General features: G+C 71.4%; 15 protein-coding genes. 6 read left to right on the top strand and 9 right to left on the bottom strand.

Annotation, left to right across the window (positions count from 1 at the left end; all coding sequences use genetic code 11):
- Positions 1 to 70 precede the first annotated feature (70 nt).
- The 3 genes from AC57BS_RS09470 to AC57BS_RS09480 all read left to right on the top strand — a co-directional run bounded on the left by AC57BS_RS09470 (position 71) and on the right by AC57BS_RS09480 (position 3,545).
- Positions 71 to 1,129 carry an SPFH domain-containing protein gene (locus AC57BS_RS09470; protein WP_496411265.1) on the top strand — a complete coding sequence of 353 codons (1,059 nt, stop codon included), beginning with the start codon at positions 71 to 73 and terminating at the stop codon, positions 1,127 to 1,129.
- On the top strand, positions 1,126 to 1,887 hold the full coding sequence (locus tag AC57BS_RS09475; protein ID WP_496411175.1) for a sulfite exporter TauE/SafE family protein: 762 nt from the start codon (positions 1,126 to 1,128) through the stop codon (positions 1,885 to 1,887). Before AC57BS_RS09470 ends, AC57BS_RS09475 begins: the two co-directional genes overlap by 4 nt.
- Positions 1,888 to 2,066: 179 nt before the next feature.
- Positions 2,067 to 3,545, top strand: a complete 1,479-nt coding sequence (locus AC57BS_RS09480; protein ID WP_496411176.1) for an HNH endonuclease signature motif containing protein — start codon at positions 2,067 to 2,069, stop codon at positions 3,543 to 3,545.
- A 178-nt stretch (positions 3,546 to 3,723) separates the two neighbouring features.
- On the opposite strand, the gene AC57BS_RS09485 is transcribed toward AC57BS_RS09480, so the two are convergent.
- Positions 3,724 to 4,710 carry an alpha/beta hydrolase gene (locus tag AC57BS_RS09485; RefSeq protein WP_496411177.1) on the bottom strand — a complete coding sequence of 329 codons (987 nt, stop codon included), beginning with the start codon at positions 4,708 to 4,710 and terminating at the stop codon, positions 3,724 to 3,726.
- Between the two features lie 80 nt (positions 4,711 to 4,790).
- On the opposite strand from AC57BS_RS09485, the gene AC57BS_RS09490 reads away from it, so the two are divergent.
- The gene (locus tag AC57BS_RS09490) at positions 4,791 to 5,942 is read left to right on the top strand and encodes a PP2C family protein-serine/threonine phosphatase (protein WP_496411178.1); all 1,152 of its coding nucleotides are present in this window, start codon (positions 4,791 to 4,793) and stop codon (positions 5,940 to 5,942) included.
- 20 nt (positions 5,943 to 5,962) lie between these two features.
- On the opposite strand, the gene AC57BS_RS09495 is transcribed toward AC57BS_RS09490, so the two are convergent.
- The 5 genes from AC57BS_RS09495 to AC57BS_RS09515 form a co-directional block, all read right to left on the bottom strand.
- On the bottom strand, positions 5,963 to 6,931 hold the full coding sequence (locus tag AC57BS_RS09495) for an ABC transporter ATP-binding protein (protein ID WP_496411179.1): 969 nt from the start codon (positions 6,929 to 6,931) through the stop codon (positions 5,963 to 5,965).
- A gap of 1 nt (position 6,932) precedes the next feature.
- Positions 6,933 to 7,730 carry an ABC transporter permease gene (locus AC57BS_RS09500; RefSeq protein ID WP_496411180.1) on the bottom strand — a complete coding sequence of 266 codons (798 nt, stop codon included), beginning with the start codon at positions 7,728 to 7,730 and terminating at the stop codon, positions 6,933 to 6,935.
- The gene (locus AC57BS_RS09505; protein WP_496411181.1) at positions 7,723 to 8,520 is read right to left on the bottom strand and encodes an ABC transporter permease; all 798 of its coding nucleotides are present in this window, start codon (positions 8,518 to 8,520) and stop codon (positions 7,723 to 7,725) included. Before AC57BS_RS09505 ends, AC57BS_RS09500 begins: the two co-directional genes overlap by 8 nt.
- An 86-nt stretch (positions 8,521 to 8,606) precedes the next feature.
- Complete coding sequence (locus AC57BS_RS09510; protein ID WP_496411182.1) at positions 8,607 to 9,122, bottom strand: CAP domain-containing protein; 516 nt, start codon at positions 9,120 to 9,122, stop codon at positions 8,607 to 8,609.
- Positions 9,123 to 9,476: 354 nt separating this feature from the next.
- Entirely contained in the window at positions 9,477 to 9,998 is a 522-nt protein-coding gene (locus AC57BS_RS09515) for a YbhB/YbcL family Raf kinase inhibitor-like protein (protein ID WP_496411183.1), read from the bottom strand.
- Between the two features lie 50 nt (positions 9,999 to 10,048).
- On the opposite strand from AC57BS_RS09515, the gene cobA reads away from it, so the two are divergent.
- Together cobA and AC57BS_RS09525 are read left to right on the top strand one after the other, a co-directional pair.
- Positions 10,049 to 11,314 (top strand): uroporphyrinogen-III C-methyltransferase, encoded by a 1,266-nt coding sequence (gene cobA, locus AC57BS_RS09520; RefSeq protein ID WP_496411184.1) that lies wholly within the window; start codon positions 10,049 to 10,051, stop codon positions 11,312 to 11,314.
- Positions 11,307 to 12,110: a TrmH family RNA methyltransferase gene (locus AC57BS_RS09525; protein WP_496411185.1), complete on the top strand. Its 804-nt coding sequence runs from the start codon at positions 11,307 to 11,309 to the stop codon at positions 12,108 to 12,110. Before cobA ends, AC57BS_RS09525 begins: the two co-directional genes overlap by 8 nt.
- Here AC57BS_RS09525 and AC57BS_RS09530 read toward each other — a convergent pair.
- The 3 genes from AC57BS_RS09530 to def are packed head-to-tail and all read right to left on the bottom strand — an operon-like array spanning position 12,058 to position 14,136.
- On the bottom strand, positions 12,058 to 12,720 hold the full coding sequence (locus AC57BS_RS09530; RefSeq protein ID WP_496411186.1) for a DedA family protein: 663 nt from the start codon (positions 12,718 to 12,720) through the stop codon (positions 12,058 to 12,060). The genes AC57BS_RS09525 and AC57BS_RS09530 overlap by 53 nt on opposite strands.
- A 15-nt stretch (positions 12,721 to 12,735) precedes the next feature.
- Positions 12,736 to 13,530 carry a TrmH family RNA methyltransferase gene (locus AC57BS_RS09535; protein ID WP_496411187.1) on the bottom strand — a complete coding sequence of 265 codons (795 nt, stop codon included), beginning with the start codon at positions 13,528 to 13,530 and terminating at the stop codon, positions 12,736 to 12,738.
- 3 nt (positions 13,531 to 13,533) lie between these two features.
- Positions 13,534 to 14,136: a peptide deformylase gene (def, locus tag AC57BS_RS09540; RefSeq protein WP_496411188.1), complete on the bottom strand. Its 603-nt coding sequence runs from the start codon at positions 14,134 to 14,136 to the stop codon at positions 13,534 to 13,536.
- Positions 14,137 to 14,204 lie beyond the last annotated feature (68 nt).

The raw sequence follows: 14,204 nt of genomic DNA on the forward strand, positions 1-14,204 counted from the left end.
GATCGGGGGGAGACCAGTGCCGTCAGCATTGTTCGTCCTGTTCCTGCTCGTCATCCTGTTCATCGTCGTCATGCTCGCCAAGACGGTCCGGATCGTGCCCCAGGCGCGTGCCGGCATCGTCGAGCGCTTCGGCAAGTACAAGGGGACGCTGCCGGCTGGACTCAACATCGTCGTGCCGTTCATCGACAGGGTGCGCTACCTCATCGACCTGCGCGAGCAGGTGGTGAGCTTCCCGCCGCAGCCGGTGATCACCGAGGACAACCTGGTCGTGTCGATCGACACGGTCATCTACTTCCAGGTGACCGACCCGGTGGCGGCGACCTACGAGATCGCCAACTACATCCAGGCGATCGAGCAGCTCACCATGACCACCCTGCGCAACATCGTCGGCGGCATGGACCTCGAGGAGACGCTCACCAGCCGCGACTCCATCAACTCCGGCCTGCGCGGCGTCCTCGACGAGGCGACCGGCAAGTGGGGCATCCGGGTCAACCGGGTCGAGCTCAAGGGGATCGACCCGCCGCCGTCCATCAAGGACTCGATGGAGAAGCAGATGCGCGCCGACCGCGAGAAGCGCGCCGTCATCCTCACCGCCGAGGGCCAGCGACAGGCGGCGATCCTGACCGCCGAGGGCTCCAAGCAGTCGCAGATCCTCAACGCCGAGGGTGACCGCGAGTCGCAGATCCTGCGCGCCCAGGCCGACCGCGAGGCCTCGATCCTGCGCGCCCAGGGCGAGGGCCAGGCCATCCAGACCGTCTTCCAGGCCATCCACGACGGCCAGCCCGACCAGTCGCTGCTGGCCTACCAGTACCTCCAGATGATGCCGAAGATCGCCGAGGGCAGCGCCAACAAGGTGTGGGTCATCCCCTCCGAGATCACCAAGGCGATGGAGGGCCTCGGCTCCTCCATCCACGAGATCGCCGGCATCCCGAAGGACGCCAACCCGCGCAAGCGGGTCGACATGGGCCCCTCCGAGCCGCAGCTGCCGCGCGGATCCGACGACTCCGAGACGTCGGCCACCTCCGAGGCCGTCCAGCAGGCGATCGCCGCGGCGGAGGTCGCCGCCAGCCCGGGCAAGATGCGGCCGACCACCGACAGCAGCGACCCGGAGGCTCCCGCCGGCCAGTGAGTCCGACCGAAGCAGTGCTGATCACCCTCGCGGGGGTCGCAGCCGGCACCATCAACACCGTGGTGGGGTCGGGAACGTTGATCACGTTCCCGACCCTGCTGGCGTTCGGCGTGCCCCCGGTCACCGCCAACGTCAGCAACACCGTCGGTCTCGTCCCGGGGAGCATGTCCGGGGTCTTCGGCTACCGTCGCGAGCTCGACGGTCAGGGGGCCCGCGTCCTCCGGCTCGGCTCCGCCTCGCTCCTCGGTGGCATCGCCGGAGCGCTCCTGCTCCTCTGGCTGCCGTCGTCGGCGTTCGACACCATCGTGCCGGCCCTGATCGCGCTCGGCGTCCTGCTCGTCGTGCTCGGTCCCCGGATCCAGCGGTCGGTCGCCGCCCGCGCCGAGTCGCGCGGCGGCATCCCCGACCACGGCGTGTGGTGGGTGTGGCCGGCCGTGGCCGCGGCCGGCGTCTACGGCGGCTACTTCGGGGCGGCGCAGGGCGTGCTGCTCATGGCGATCCTCGGCATCGGCGTGGCCGACTCGATGCAGCGCCACACCGCCACCAAGAACGTCCTGGCCCTCCTGGTCAACGCGGTCGCCGCCCTCGTCTTCATCGCGGTCGCCGACATCGACTGGGTCGTCGCGGGACTGATCGCCATCGGCTCGGTCGTCGGAGGTCAGATCGGGGCGGGCGTGGGACGCCGGCTCCCGCCTGCACTGCTGCGCGCCGTGATCGCCACGGTCGGGATCGTCGCGCTCGTGGTCCTCCTCGCCTGAGCCGGCTGCCCGGCTGTCGGTGGTCGAGGCGCGAGCGCAGCGAGCCTCGAAACCATCTTGAGTGCCGGTGAGGGACGAGCCGGTCTATCGCAGGGGGACGAGCGCGCGTATCGAGACCCATCCACAGCCACGGCTCGCGGCGAAGCTCGTTGTCGGACCTGACGACTACAATCGAGCACATGAGCGGAGCGCTGGTGGCACCCGGAGCAGGTGAGGTCGAGGACCTCACCGCCGGTGACCTGCTCGCGCTCGCCAAGGAGCGGAAGGCCGCCGAGGAGCAGGCCGCGGCCGACCTCCTCGACATCGCTGCCCGGTGGGCGGACCTGCACCCGCCGGAGTCGATCCACGACGCGGCATCGTTCACGGTGCCGGGGTGTGAGCACGAGGAGCCCATCGCCGGGGAGGGTGCGCCGTTGGTGGCGGAGTTCTGCGTCGCGGAGCTCGGCACCGTCCTCGGGATCTCTCCGACGGCGGCGAAGAAGCTCATCGGCCACGCCCTCGAGCTGCGCCACCGCCTGCCCCGGCTCTGGGCACAGGTCCACGCCGCGCAGGTTCCCGCGTGGCGTGCCCGTGTCGTCGCGGACACCACCATCCACTCCTCACCCGCCCTGACTCGCGAGGCGGCCGGGTTCGTCGACTCCCAGGTCGCCGCCGTCGCCGGCCGCATCGGGTCCGCACAGCTCGACCGGCTCGTCGCCGAGACCATCAAGCGCTACGACCTCGCCACCGCCGACCCCACCGCGGACCCCGAGGACGGCTACCTCGCCGTCGACCCTCGCCACGTCACCGTCAACAAGGACGACGTCCACTACGCCGGCACCCTGCACCTGGAAGCCGACCTCGACATCGCCGACGCCCTCGACCTCGACCGGGCCGTGGCCCATCAGGCAGCGGTCCAGAAGGCACTCGGATCACAGCTGCCGCTCGACGCACGCCGGGCCAAGGCCCTGGGTGAGCTCGCGCGTACGCAGACCGCGCTCGATCTGGCCTTCCAGGGCGGTGCAGCACCGGAGGGTGGTGTCGAGGCTCGCACCTCAGCCACCGACACCAACGCCGACGCCGACGCCGACGCCGACGTCGAAGACCAGCCGAACCTGCCTGCGGCTCGTGAGGTCGTCATCCACGCCCACTTCGACGCCACCTTCTCCGGTGACCAGACTGTTTTCGGTCCCACCGGGCGCATGGAGAACGGGCAGCGGCTCGCTCTGCTCGACCAGATCAAGTCGTGGTGCTCGGACTCGCGCACCAAGGTCACGATCAAGCCCGTCATCGACCTCAACACCCCGCTCACCGCGCAGGGCTACGAGATCCCCGACCGGATCCGCGAGCAGATCCAGCTCCGCGATCGCACGTGCGTGTTCCCGCGGTGCACGCGCCCGGCCCGACGCTGCGACGTCGACCATGTCATCGAGTACGACCACGACGCCGAAGCCGAGGGTCGACCCCAACCCGGCCGGACACGCACCGACAACCTCGCCTGCCTGTGCCGCTTCCACCATCGGCTCAAGACCCACTCCGCCTGGCGCTACGCGATGGTCGAGAACGGGGTGTTCGAGTGGACCTCACCCCACGGCCACCTCTACCGACGCGACCGGACCGGCACCACCGCGATCGACCCACCCGCACCACCGGGCATTCCGCGGCCCCGACGACGATGACCCCGCCCCGCACCCCGCCGAGCACCGCCGGCGGGGCCAGAAGCATGTCGTTGTCTCGGTGCATCGGCGGGCGAGTGCGGATTGTTGCCAGATGTAGCCGCCGGTTCCCTCGGGATGCTTGTGCTCCCCAGCGTCAGTGTGCACGCCACCGCCCCCACCGTGAGCCCAGGAGCGCCCCCTACGACCCCTGGCCCTCCACGACCCGCGTCGCCACCCACGCCCCCAACCACGTGTCGATGGCGGCGTACGCCTGCGCGCGCACCTCGGGCCGCGACAGCACCACGTCGTGGATGGCGCCCTCGATCGCGATCGAGGTGACGTGGCGCCCAACGGACGAGGCCCAGTGCCGGATCTGCTCGACGTCGAGCACGATGTCGTGCGTCGCGGCGGTCTCGTCGGTCTGCTCGCCGAAGAAGGACCGGGCCGACGAGAGCACGAGGGTCGGGCAGGTGAGGTCGAGGCCGGCGTGGAGCAGGGCGTGGCCGCGGCGTACGGCGCGCAGCCACCCGACGTACACGGGTCGCGACTCCAGGGGCTTCCACGTCAGGTCGTAGTCCCACTCGCCACCGTGCTCGCGGTGCAGCGACCGGCCGTAGACCGTGCTGACCTTGCGCGGGATCTCCTGCCGGGGACGACTGGTGCCGATGCGCTCGATGGCGAGGCGGGTCGCGGGGCTGCGCAGCCACGCCGCGCCCTGCATGTCGAACCACGGCGAGTTGAGCACCAGCGCGACCAGCTCGGCCGGCCTGCGCTTGTGGGCCCACAGGGGCACCGTGAGGCCGCCGGTGGAGTGGGCCGACGCGATGACCTCGCGGTGGCCGTCGCGCCGGGTGATGCGCCACCACGCGAGGTCGATCTCGGCGAAGTACTCGTCGAGGTCCGACACGTAGTGGGGGGTCTGGTGCTCCAGCAGCGACCGGCCGTACTTGCGGAGGTCGAGGGCATAGAAGGTGTAGCCGCGCTCGGCCCACCACCGGGCGTACTCGGCGTGGAAGAAGTAGTCGGCGAACCCGTGCACGTGCAGGACGGCGCGACCGTTCGGGCTGTCCGGCTCGAGCGTCACCAGGGTGGCGACGACGGGGCCTTCGGGATCGGGCGGGAGGGAGATGGTCTCCACGCGGAAGTCAGGACCGAGGACGTCGGCCTGCAGCGGGACCAGAGGCATGGGTCGAGCCTATCGAGCCGCCGCCGCGGATTTTGCCGGTTCCACGCCGGGGAAGCCTTGTCGAGCCCTACCCTTCGGACGTGTCGAACGCGTTGGGGACCGTGGTGCGCGGCCTCGCGGCGTACGTCCAGCAGCGCATCGACGGCTGGCGCACCGGCTCACGGGCCAGCCAGACGTTCCTGCTCGTCGTGCTGGTGGCGATGGTCGGCCTCACCGCGCTCCTCGGGGTGCTGGTCGAGGTCATCGTCCCGGTGGCGATGTGGTTCCTGTTCCTCATGGTCGGCACGATGCTCCTACGGTTCGTCCCGCTCCTGGTGCTGGCCGTCGTGCTCGCCGGCGTCGCGGTGTGGACCTCCCTGCAGAGCGAGTTCGCCACCCCGTCACGGGCGTCGGCACTCGTGATCTTCGCGTTGGCCCTGATGCTCGCGCTCTACCAGTCGAGCCGCCAGCGCTCCGGACTGCCCATGGCGCTCAGCGAGGCCGTGCTGACACAGCTGCGCGACCGCCTCCAGCGACAGGGTGTCGTCCCCCCGCTGCCCGACGGCTGGCGCTCCCAGTCGGCCACGATCACCGCGAACGGACCGAGCTATGCCGGCGACTTCCTCGTCGCCGACCTCCGCGAGGGCCGGTGGCTGGAGATGGCGCTGGTCGACGTGTGCGGCAAGGGCACGGCGGTGGGCCCCCAGGCCCTGCAGTTCGCCGGCGCGCTCGGCGGCCTCATCGGTGCGCTGCCGCCCGCCGAGCTGATGGCAGCGGCCAACGCGTTCCTGCTCCGCCAGGAGTCCGAGGAGTCGCTCGCCACGGCCGTGCACATCAAGGTCGACCTCGTCACCGGCGACTACACGATCACCAGCGCCGGGCACCCGCCCGCCCTCCACTGGCACCTCGGCCACCGGGGCTGGTCGATCGACAACGCGCGCGGGATGGCCCTGGGCGTCATCGACGACGCCGACTTCACCCCCAGCAAGGGGCGCCTGCACCCGGGCGAGGCACTGATGTTCTACACCGACGGGGTCATCGAGTCGGCCGACCGCGACCTCGACGAAGGGATCGACTGGTTGCGGCAGGTGGCGCTCCAGGCGGTCGACGCACGGGGCTTCACCGGCTTGCCGAAGCGGGTGCTCAAGAAGGTGTCGCGCGGTGACGACGACCGCGCCATGCTGGTGCTCGAGCGCATGCCGCTGACGTCGCCCGAGCGTGACTCCGAGCGGCACCGCGGCCTCAGCGGCTGAGCACCGCCCTCGGCGACGCCTCAGGCACCCCGCGAGTAGAGCTCGCGGATGACGTCCTCGATGTCCGGCTCCTGGATGGACAGGTCGGCGACGTCGTACGCCGCGGCTACCGCGGCCACGATCGGTGCGGCGCTCGCGTCGGCCGGGAACGACAGCCACTGGCGCGGCCCGTCGACCCGGCGCACGGTGGCGCCGGGCACGTCCACGGGCGGCGCCTCGTCCACGAGGTCGACGACGAGGGTCCGCGTGGACCCGCCCTCGGCGTGGAGGCCGGCGAGCGAGCCGTCGTACACGCTCGTGCCGTGGTCGATCACGATCACGCGGTCGCAGAGCGCCTCGATGTCCTGGAGGTCGTGCGTGGTCAGCAGCAGCGTCGTGCCGCGCTCGGCGTTGAGCGCACGGAGGAACTCGCGCAGGCGGCCCTTGCTCACCACGTCGAGGCCGATCGTCGGCTCGTCGAGGTAGAGCACCTCGGGGTCGTGGAGGAGGGCGGCGGTGATGTCCCCACGCATCCGCTGGCCGAGGCTGAGCTGGCGCACCGGGGTGTCGAGCTGGTCACCGAGGTCGAGCAGCTCGACGAAGCGCGCGAGGTTCTGGCGATAGCGGGCCGGCTCGATGCGGTACATCTTCTGCAGCAGGTCGTAGGAGTCGCGCAGCGGAAGGTCCCACCACAGTGTGGAACGCTGGCCGAAGACGACGCCGATGCGCCGGGCCAGCTCGACCCGGTCCCGGCTCGGGTCCATCCCGGCCACCCGCACCCGCCCCTCGGTGGGCACGAGGATGCCGGTGAGCATCTTGATGGTGGTCGACTTCCCGGCGCCGTTGGGGCCGATGTAGCCCACCATCTCACCGGCATCTACCGCGAAGGTCAGGTCGTGCACCGCGACGACGGACTCCCGCGAGCGGCGCCGGCGCCCCTCCACCTTGCGGCGTACGTCGAAGCTGCGCCCGAGGTCGTGCACGTCGATGAGCGGCTGGTGGGGGGTCATGTCAGCTCCCGGTCGAGGTGTAGTGCCGGACGCCCGTGCGCCAGACGAGGAGGGCCGCAGCCATCGTGAGGATCCCCGCCGCCGGCGAGGCGAACTGGAAGGCCTCGGGAGTCCCGAAGGGATCCGTGCGGCCGAGAAGGTAGAGGCAGGGGTACCAGTTGACGAACGCGACCGGGATGACGAAGGTCAGCCCGACCATCACCTCGCGCGGGAAGATGTTGAGCGGGTACTGGGTGACCGTCGCCCCGCCGTAGGTGAACGCGTTGGCGAACTCCGTGGCGTCGGTGGTCCAGAACTGGACGCACGAGAAGCCGACGAAGAGGCCGAAGAACACCATCGCCCCGCTGACCAGCATCGAGACGGCGACGAGCACTCGCAGCGGGGTCCAGTCGACGTAGGTGCAGGCCCAGCCGAAGACAACAGAGGCCTGGGTGAGCCGGCCGAGGCGGCGCAGGGTGAACTGGTCGGCGCACACCTGCACCAGCAACGGGACCGGCTTGGTCATCATCTGGTCGAGGCGTCCGGTCCGGATGTAGGTGCCGATGCGTTCCACGCTGCCGATGGCCGTGTCGGCGAACGCGAGCGCGAGGGAGGCGCTGCCGTAGAGCAGCGCCACCTCGTGGAGCGTGAACCCCTCGAGGTCGTCGAGGTGCGCGAACATGATCCACAGGCCCACGAAGTCCAGGCCGGTGATCAGTCCGTTGCCGACGGCCAGCAGCACGAACGACGTCGGGTACTGCCAGGCGGCGCGGATCCAGAGCCAGGCGATCTGGGCGTACGTGCGCAGGTGGTCAGCCACCCTGCACCACCACCTTGCGGGTCGCCAGGCGCAGCACGCCCTGGCACGCGGCGAGCAGCACGACGGCCCACATCACCTGGAAGCCGAGGGCGGCGACGAGGTCGGTCCCGGTGTGCTTGCCGAGCCAGATGTCCGCGGGCACCTGCACGTAGGACGCCCAGGGCAGGGCGTTGGCGAGGGTCCCGAGCCAGCCGGGGAAGAGCACGAGCGGCAGCATCATGCCGCTGAAGAAGATCGCGAACGCGCCGCTCATCACCTTGACCCCCGACTGGTCGAGCAGCCAGAACGCCGTGCTCGCCACCAGGAACCGGATCGCGAAGCTCACCACCACCGCGAGCACCAGCGAGACCGCGAACGCGACGGCCGCGAGGGGGGACGGGGGGAGTGCGATGTCGAAGACGACGAGGCCGATGATCGTCGGGCCGAACCCGCGCGTGGCGAGGTGGTACGCCGCGCGGCCGAGGTCGCTGGCGAGGTACCACCCGACGATGCCGACCGGTCGGTAGAGGTCGATGGCGATGTCGCCGGTGCGGATCCGCTCGGCGAGGTCGTCGGTGGTGCCGCCGCCCCACAGCGCGATCGTCATCAGGAGGGCCTGGCCGAGCCAGACGTACGTCACCGCGTCCTGCGCGTCATAGCCGCCCGCCGTGGGGTTGGCGTCCCACAGCGCGATGTAGGCGTAGGAGTAGATGATCCCGAACACCGAGTTGGTGAAGATCCCGGCGAGGGTGGCGGCCCGGTAGGTGGAGTAGCGGCGGAAGGCGCGGGTCGCGACGGCGACGTGCAGCATCCGCTTTCCCCCTTCGACGAGTTCGACCCCCGGCCCACCCACGAGGGGGCCGGGGATCGTCTCACACCCGGAGGCTCAGGTGCACCTCAGCCGTGACGCACGAGGTTGACGACGCCGATGGTGCGGCCCTGGCCGTCGTCGGTGATGGCGACTCCAGCGCGACGCGCACGGGGGCTCAGCAGGATCTCGCGGTGGCCGGGGGAGTCGAGCCACAGCTCGACCATCTCGTCCGGGCTCAGGCCGGCTCCCCGCACGAGCGTCTCACCGGCCCACGACTTGTTGCACTTGCGGATGACCTCGCCCTGGTCGCGGTGCTCGAAGGCCCCGGTGCGCGCGATCCGCTCGCCCCACTGCTCGGCGAGCCTGTCGGTGCAGACGTCGAAGTTCCAGATCTTGCGCAGCCCGTTGGAGGCCCGCGCCTGGTTGATCCGGACCATGAGCGCGTCCTCGAGCTCGCTGTTGGTCAGCTCGGCGGGGTCGGTCGCGGAGACGGCACGCGGCACCGACCAGGTCCTGGCCTCCGCGGCCGCGGGCACGCTGCACACGACGGCGGCGGCCAGACCGATGGCCGCGAGGCGCGAGAAGAATCGGGGGTGCTGCACGATGGTCCTCCAGAGCAGATCCGCGGTTCGGGGGTGCTGCAGATCTTGACGGAATCTTCAGAAACTCGGGGTTGAAGATACGCACTTCGTGTGGTGCATGTCGAGGTTTCGCGGAAGTCGGCCAGCGACATCGGGGTACATCGTCAAGTTTTCGAGGGACGACCTGAAAAAACGGGTCGACACTCATCAAAACGGCTTGACCGTTTCTTCATGACGGAAACGACGAAAAAGGAGACCCGTGGTCTGGACCTGTCGGCCCTGACCACGAGTCTCCTGAGGTTGATGAGGCTGGTGGGACTGGAGTGATTGGTGTGACGGGTGCGGCGGCGGGCGTCGAAGCGCCCGCCCGACCCGTCAGTGCTGGTACGTGCCGTGGAGGATGGCGCGACCCAGCGTCTTGAACGCGAGGTTGAACGAGACGACGGCGTTGGAGGCGTCCGCGTCCACGCCCAGCGAGTCGTCCTTCACGGCGTGGACGACGAAGAAGTAGCGGTGCGGCTGGTCGCCCTCGGGGGGAGCGGCGCCCATGAAGCCGGCCTCGCCGCCGTCGTTGCGGACGTGGAACGCCCCGCCGGGGAGGTCACCGGCCGCTGCGCCGGTGTCGAGCGAGGTCACCTCGGCTGGGATGTCGACCAGGCACCAGTGCCAGAAGCCGCTGGGCGTGGGGGCGTCGGGGTCGAAGCACGTCACGACGTAGGACCGGGTCCCCTCGGGCGCACCGGACCAGCTCAGCTGGGGGGAGGTGTTGCCGAGGGCGGCCACCTGGTCGTCCTTCAACGGGGCGCCGTCGGTCACGTCCTCGCTCGTCACGGTGAAGGACGCGGTCGGCGGCAGGTAGTCGTACGGGTTGGGGGCCACGGGGCGTTCGATGCTCATTCCTCGAACCTAGCCACCGCCCCGTGACGTCGGCCAGAGACAATGGGGCAATGACCGACACCGGTGCCGACCCCCATCCGTACCTCGCCGGACTGGTCCTCACCGGCCGCCGGGTCGTCGTCGTCGGCGGCGGCCACGTGGCGCAGCGCCGGGTGCCGGCCCTCATCGCCTCCGGTGGCGACGTGACGGTGGTGAGCCCCGAGGTCACCCCGGCCATCGAGGGCCTCGCCGGCGAGCTGACCCTGGTGCTGCGCGACTTCACCGAGTCCGACCTCGACGGCGCCTGGTACGTCGTCGCCGCCACCGACGACCCGGACGTCAACGCGCGCGTGGTCGCGGCCGCCGAGCAGCGGCACACCTTCTGCGTGCGCGCCGACGACGCGCTCGGGGGCACGGCGTGGACGCCGGCCGTCGGCCACCACGGCAGCCTCACGGTCGGGGTGCTCGGCAACCGCGAGCCGAAGAAGTCGGCCGCGCTGCGCGACGACATCGTCACCGCCCTGCGCGACGGTCACCTGGCGGCGTCCGACGCACTCGACCGGAGCCCCGGCGTCGTCCTCGTCGGCGGAGGCCCCGGGGAGCCCGAGCTGGTGACGGTCGCCGCCCGCCACGCGCTCGCCACGGCGGACGTGGTGGTCGCCGACCGCCTGGCCCCGCGCGAGCTGCTCCACGAGCTGGGCCCGCACGTCGAGCTGATCGACGTCGCCAAGCTGCCACGTGGCCGCTCGGCCACGCAGGAGCACATCAACGAGGTGATCGTCGACCGCGCGCGGGCCGGCAAGCGCGTGGTGCGGTTCAAGGGCGGCGACAACTTCGTGTTCGGCCGCGGCTTCGAGGAGCTGCTCGCCTGCGCCGCCGCCGACGTGCCGGTCACCGTCGTCCCCGGTCTCAGCTCGGCCATCGCGGTCCCCGCCCGGGTCGGGATCCCGGTGACCCACCGCGGTGTGGCGCACGAGTTCACCGTCATCTCCGGGCACCTGCCGCCCGGCCACCCCGAGTCGCTGGTCGCGTGGGACGCCGTCGCCGGTCTGCGCGGCACACTGGTCCTGCTGATGGCCGTCGACAACGCACCGGCGATCGCGGACGCCCTCGTCGCGGGGGGCCGGTCCGCCGGCACGCCCGTCGCGGTGATCGTCGACGGCACCATGCCCACCGAGCGCACCGTCCTCACCACCCTCGGCGAGCTGGCCGCCGACCTCGCCGCCCACCGGGTGGTGCCGCCCGCGATCATCGTGATCGGCGAGGTGGTCGCCGTGGCGCGTCCCGCGCACTATGCAGATCGTGGGCAGGCAGATCGTGAGCAGGGGCGTGGCTGACCTCGTCGAGCTCGACGACCCCGAGGACCCTCGTCTGGCCGACTACCGCGACCTGCGCGACGTCGAGCTCCGCAAGCACCTCGAGGCCGAGCACGGGCTCTTCCTCGCCGAGGGCGAGAAGGTCGTGCGCCGCGCGGTCGAGGCGGGCTACGACGCCCGGTCGTTCCTGATGGCGCCCCGCTGGCTCGACGGCCTCGCCGACGTGCTCGCAGCAGGCGCCGGTCCGGTCTACGTCCTGCCCGAGGCGCTGATCGAGCAGGTGACGGGCTTCCACGTCCACCGCGGTGCCCTCGCGTCGCTGCACCGCCGGCCGCTGCGCTCCGTCGACGACGTGCTCGAGGGTGCGCGGTCGGTGCTGGTCCTGGAGGACCTCGTCGACCACACCAACGTCGGCGCCGTCTTCCGCTCGGGCGCGGCGCTCGGCTTCGACGCGGTGCTGCTCGCCCCGCGGTGCGCCGACCCGCTCTACCGGCGCTCGATCAAGGTCGGCATGGGCGCCGTCTTCTCCACGCCCTGGACCCGGCTGCCCGACTGGTACGACGCGCTGCCCGACCTGTCCCGGCGCGGCTTCACGACGGTCGCGCTGACGCTGGGCCCGGACTCGGTGCCGATCGAGGAGGCGGTCGCGGGGGTGGACCGACTCGCCCTGGTGCTGGGGTCGGAGGGCCACGGACTGTCGGCGCGGTGGGAGGCGTCGGCGGACCGGCGCGCGGTGATCCCCATGGCCGCCGGGATCGACTCGCTCAACGTGGCGGCCGCGAGTGCGGTGGCCTGCTACGCCGCGGCGCGCCGCTGATGCGGCCCGTGACCCGGTGGCGGAGCCTGCGGGCCGCCACGACGACGACCACCACGGCCACCAGCACGTAGACGACGTTGCTCGCCGGCCCGACGTAGCCCTCGACCAGGTGCCACTGGGCGCCCAGCTCGTAGCCGGCCAGGATCAGGGCCGCGTTCCAGGCCAGGCTGCCCGCCGTCGTGTAGAGGCAGAAGGTCGCCAGCGGCATCCGGTCGACGCCGGCCGGGATCGACACCAGGCTGCGTACGCCCGGCACGAGGCGGCCGAAGAAGACCGCCTTGCGACCGTTGCGGCCGAACCACGCGACCGCCCTGCGGACGTCCTCGGCGTGCATGAGGGGGATCCGGTCCGCCAGGGCGCAGATGCGCTCCAGGCCCCAGGCCGCCCCCAGCCAGTAGAGGGTCAGGGCCCCGACGAGGGAGCCGGCGGTCGCCCACGCGATCGCGGGCCAGAGCCCGTAGTGGCCCTGGCTCGCGGTGTAGCCGGCCAGCGGGAGCACCAGCTCGCTCGGCACGGGCGGGAACACGGTCTCCAGGGCGGTGGCCACGCCGACGCCCGGGGACCCGATCGTGCGCATGACGAGGACGACCCAGTCGAGCACTGCTTCCATCTGGTCGGTGCCCCGTCAGCCGCGCTGCCGCAGCGCTTCGTGCAGCACGATGGACCCCGCGACGGCGGCGTTGAGCGACGACGCCGTGCCGACCATGGGGATGCTCGCGATGTCGTCGCACGCAGCCCGCCACCCGGAGGACAGGCCGGACGTCTCGTTTCCGACGACGACGAGGAGCCGCCCGCCCAGGTCGACCGACGACAGGGCGCTGCCGTCCTCGTCGGTGCCCACGATGCGGTGACCGTGCGCGTGGGCGTACTCCACGACCGGGCCGGGGACGGGCACCCGGAGCACGGTGAGGGCGAAGAGCGAGCCCGTGCTCGCCCGGACCGCCCGCGGGTCGTAGGGGTCGGCCGCGTGGCCGGTCACGACGAGGGCCGAGGCGCCGAACGCGTCCGCAGAGCGCGCGAGGGTGCCGATGTTGCCGGGGCTGGTCGGCCGGTCGAGGACGACGATCGGTCCGTGCGGGCGCGAGGAGTCGGCCAGCCGCTCCACCCCGTCCTCAGGCATCTCCACGACGGCGACGAGCTCGGCGCCGTCCTCCTTGCCGCTGAGTCGGGCGTGCAGCTCGGGGGAGAGGGTCACCCGCTCCGCGTCGGTGGTGCCCCACAGTCCGTCGGCCCAGTCCGAGGTCGAGCCCTCGGCGCGCAGGAGGGCACGCACGGTCCAGCCCTCCTCGACGGCGCGGGAGATGGGGCGTACGCCCTGCACGAGGAACTCACGGTTGCGGTGCCGCTTGGAACGGTTGGTCAGCAGCGCCTCCCACTGCTGGAAGCGCGCGTTCTCGCGGGTGATGCGGAGGTCTGCCACGGCTCAGGCGCTCTCGGCGGGCCAGGTCAGCGGGTAGTCGTCCGCCGCGGCGTCGTGCTTCTTGCCGAGCTTCTTGCGCGACTTCGCCGAGAGCCGGTCGCCGAACACCGTGCCGAGGGTGTGGTCGGTCTCGTGCTGCAGGCAGCGCGCCAGCAGGCCGCTGCCCTCGAAGGAGACCGGCTGCCCGTCGATCCCGGTGCCGTCGACGCGGGCCCAGTCCGGTCGGGCGCAGGGCTCGAAGGAGCCGGGGAAGGACAGGCAGCCCTCGTCGTCGCTGTCGAGGTGGCGGTCCTTGCCCTCGGGGAGGGTGAGGACCGGGTTGCAGACGACGCCGACCGTGTGGACGCCCTCGTCGTCGGGGCAGTCGAAGACGAACATCGCGACGTCCTCGCCGACCTGGCAGGCAGCGAGACCCACTCCGTCGGCGGCGTACATCGTGGCGACCATGTCGGCGGCCAGCGAGCGCAGGGCGTCGTCGTAGGACGTGACCGCTGCCTGCGGGCGGTGCATGACGGGCGTGCCCCACCGCGTGATCGCGCGAACCGTGCCACCCTCGGGGAGGGGACCGTACGGCGCGTGAGGCTCAGGGGTCTCGTCGTCAGGCATGCGGGCGATCCTAACGAGGAGGCGAAGGGTGACCGGCACCACGGGCGGACCTCTGGCGAAAGGTGTAA

The organism is Nocardioides sp. BGA-UO-ETr-FS32 (assembly GCF_059567905.1).

Bases quoted from the DNA above. Each gene is read 5' to 3' on its own strand.
- AC57BS_RS09470 (WP_496411265.1), top strand. From the start codon at position 71: ATGCTCGCCAAGACGGTCCGGATCGTGCCCCAGGCGCGTGCCGGCATC.
- AC57BS_RS09495 (WP_496411179.1), bottom strand. From the start codon at position 6,931: ATGACCCCCCACCAGCCGCTCATCGACGTGCACGACCTCGGGCGCAGC.
- cobA (WP_496411184.1), top strand. From the start codon at position 10,049: ATGACCGACACCGGTGCCGACCCCCATCCGTACCTCGCCGGACTGGTC.
- AC57BS_RS09480 (WP_496411176.1), top strand. From the start codon at position 2,067: ATGAGCGGAGCGCTGGTGGCACCCGGAGCAGGTGAGGTCGAGGACCTC.
- AC57BS_RS09515 (WP_496411183.1), bottom strand. From the start codon at position 9,998: ATGAGCATCGAACGCCCCGTGGCCCCCAACCCGTACGACTACCTGCCG.
- AC57BS_RS09505 (WP_496411181.1), bottom strand. From the start codon at position 8,520: ATGCTGCACGTCGCCGTCGCGACCCGCGCCTTCCGCCGCTACTCCACC.
- AC57BS_RS09485 (WP_496411177.1), bottom strand. From the start codon at position 4,710: ATGCCTCTGGTCCCGCTGCAGGCCGACGTCCTCGGTCCTGACTTCCGC.
- def (WP_496411188.1), bottom strand. From the start codon at position 14,136: ATGCCTGACGACGAGACCCCTGAGCCTCACGCGCCGTACGGTCCCCTC.
- AC57BS_RS09530 (WP_496411186.1), bottom strand. From the start codon at position 12,720: ATGGAAGCAGTGCTCGACTGGGTCGTCCTCGTCATGCGCACGATCGGG.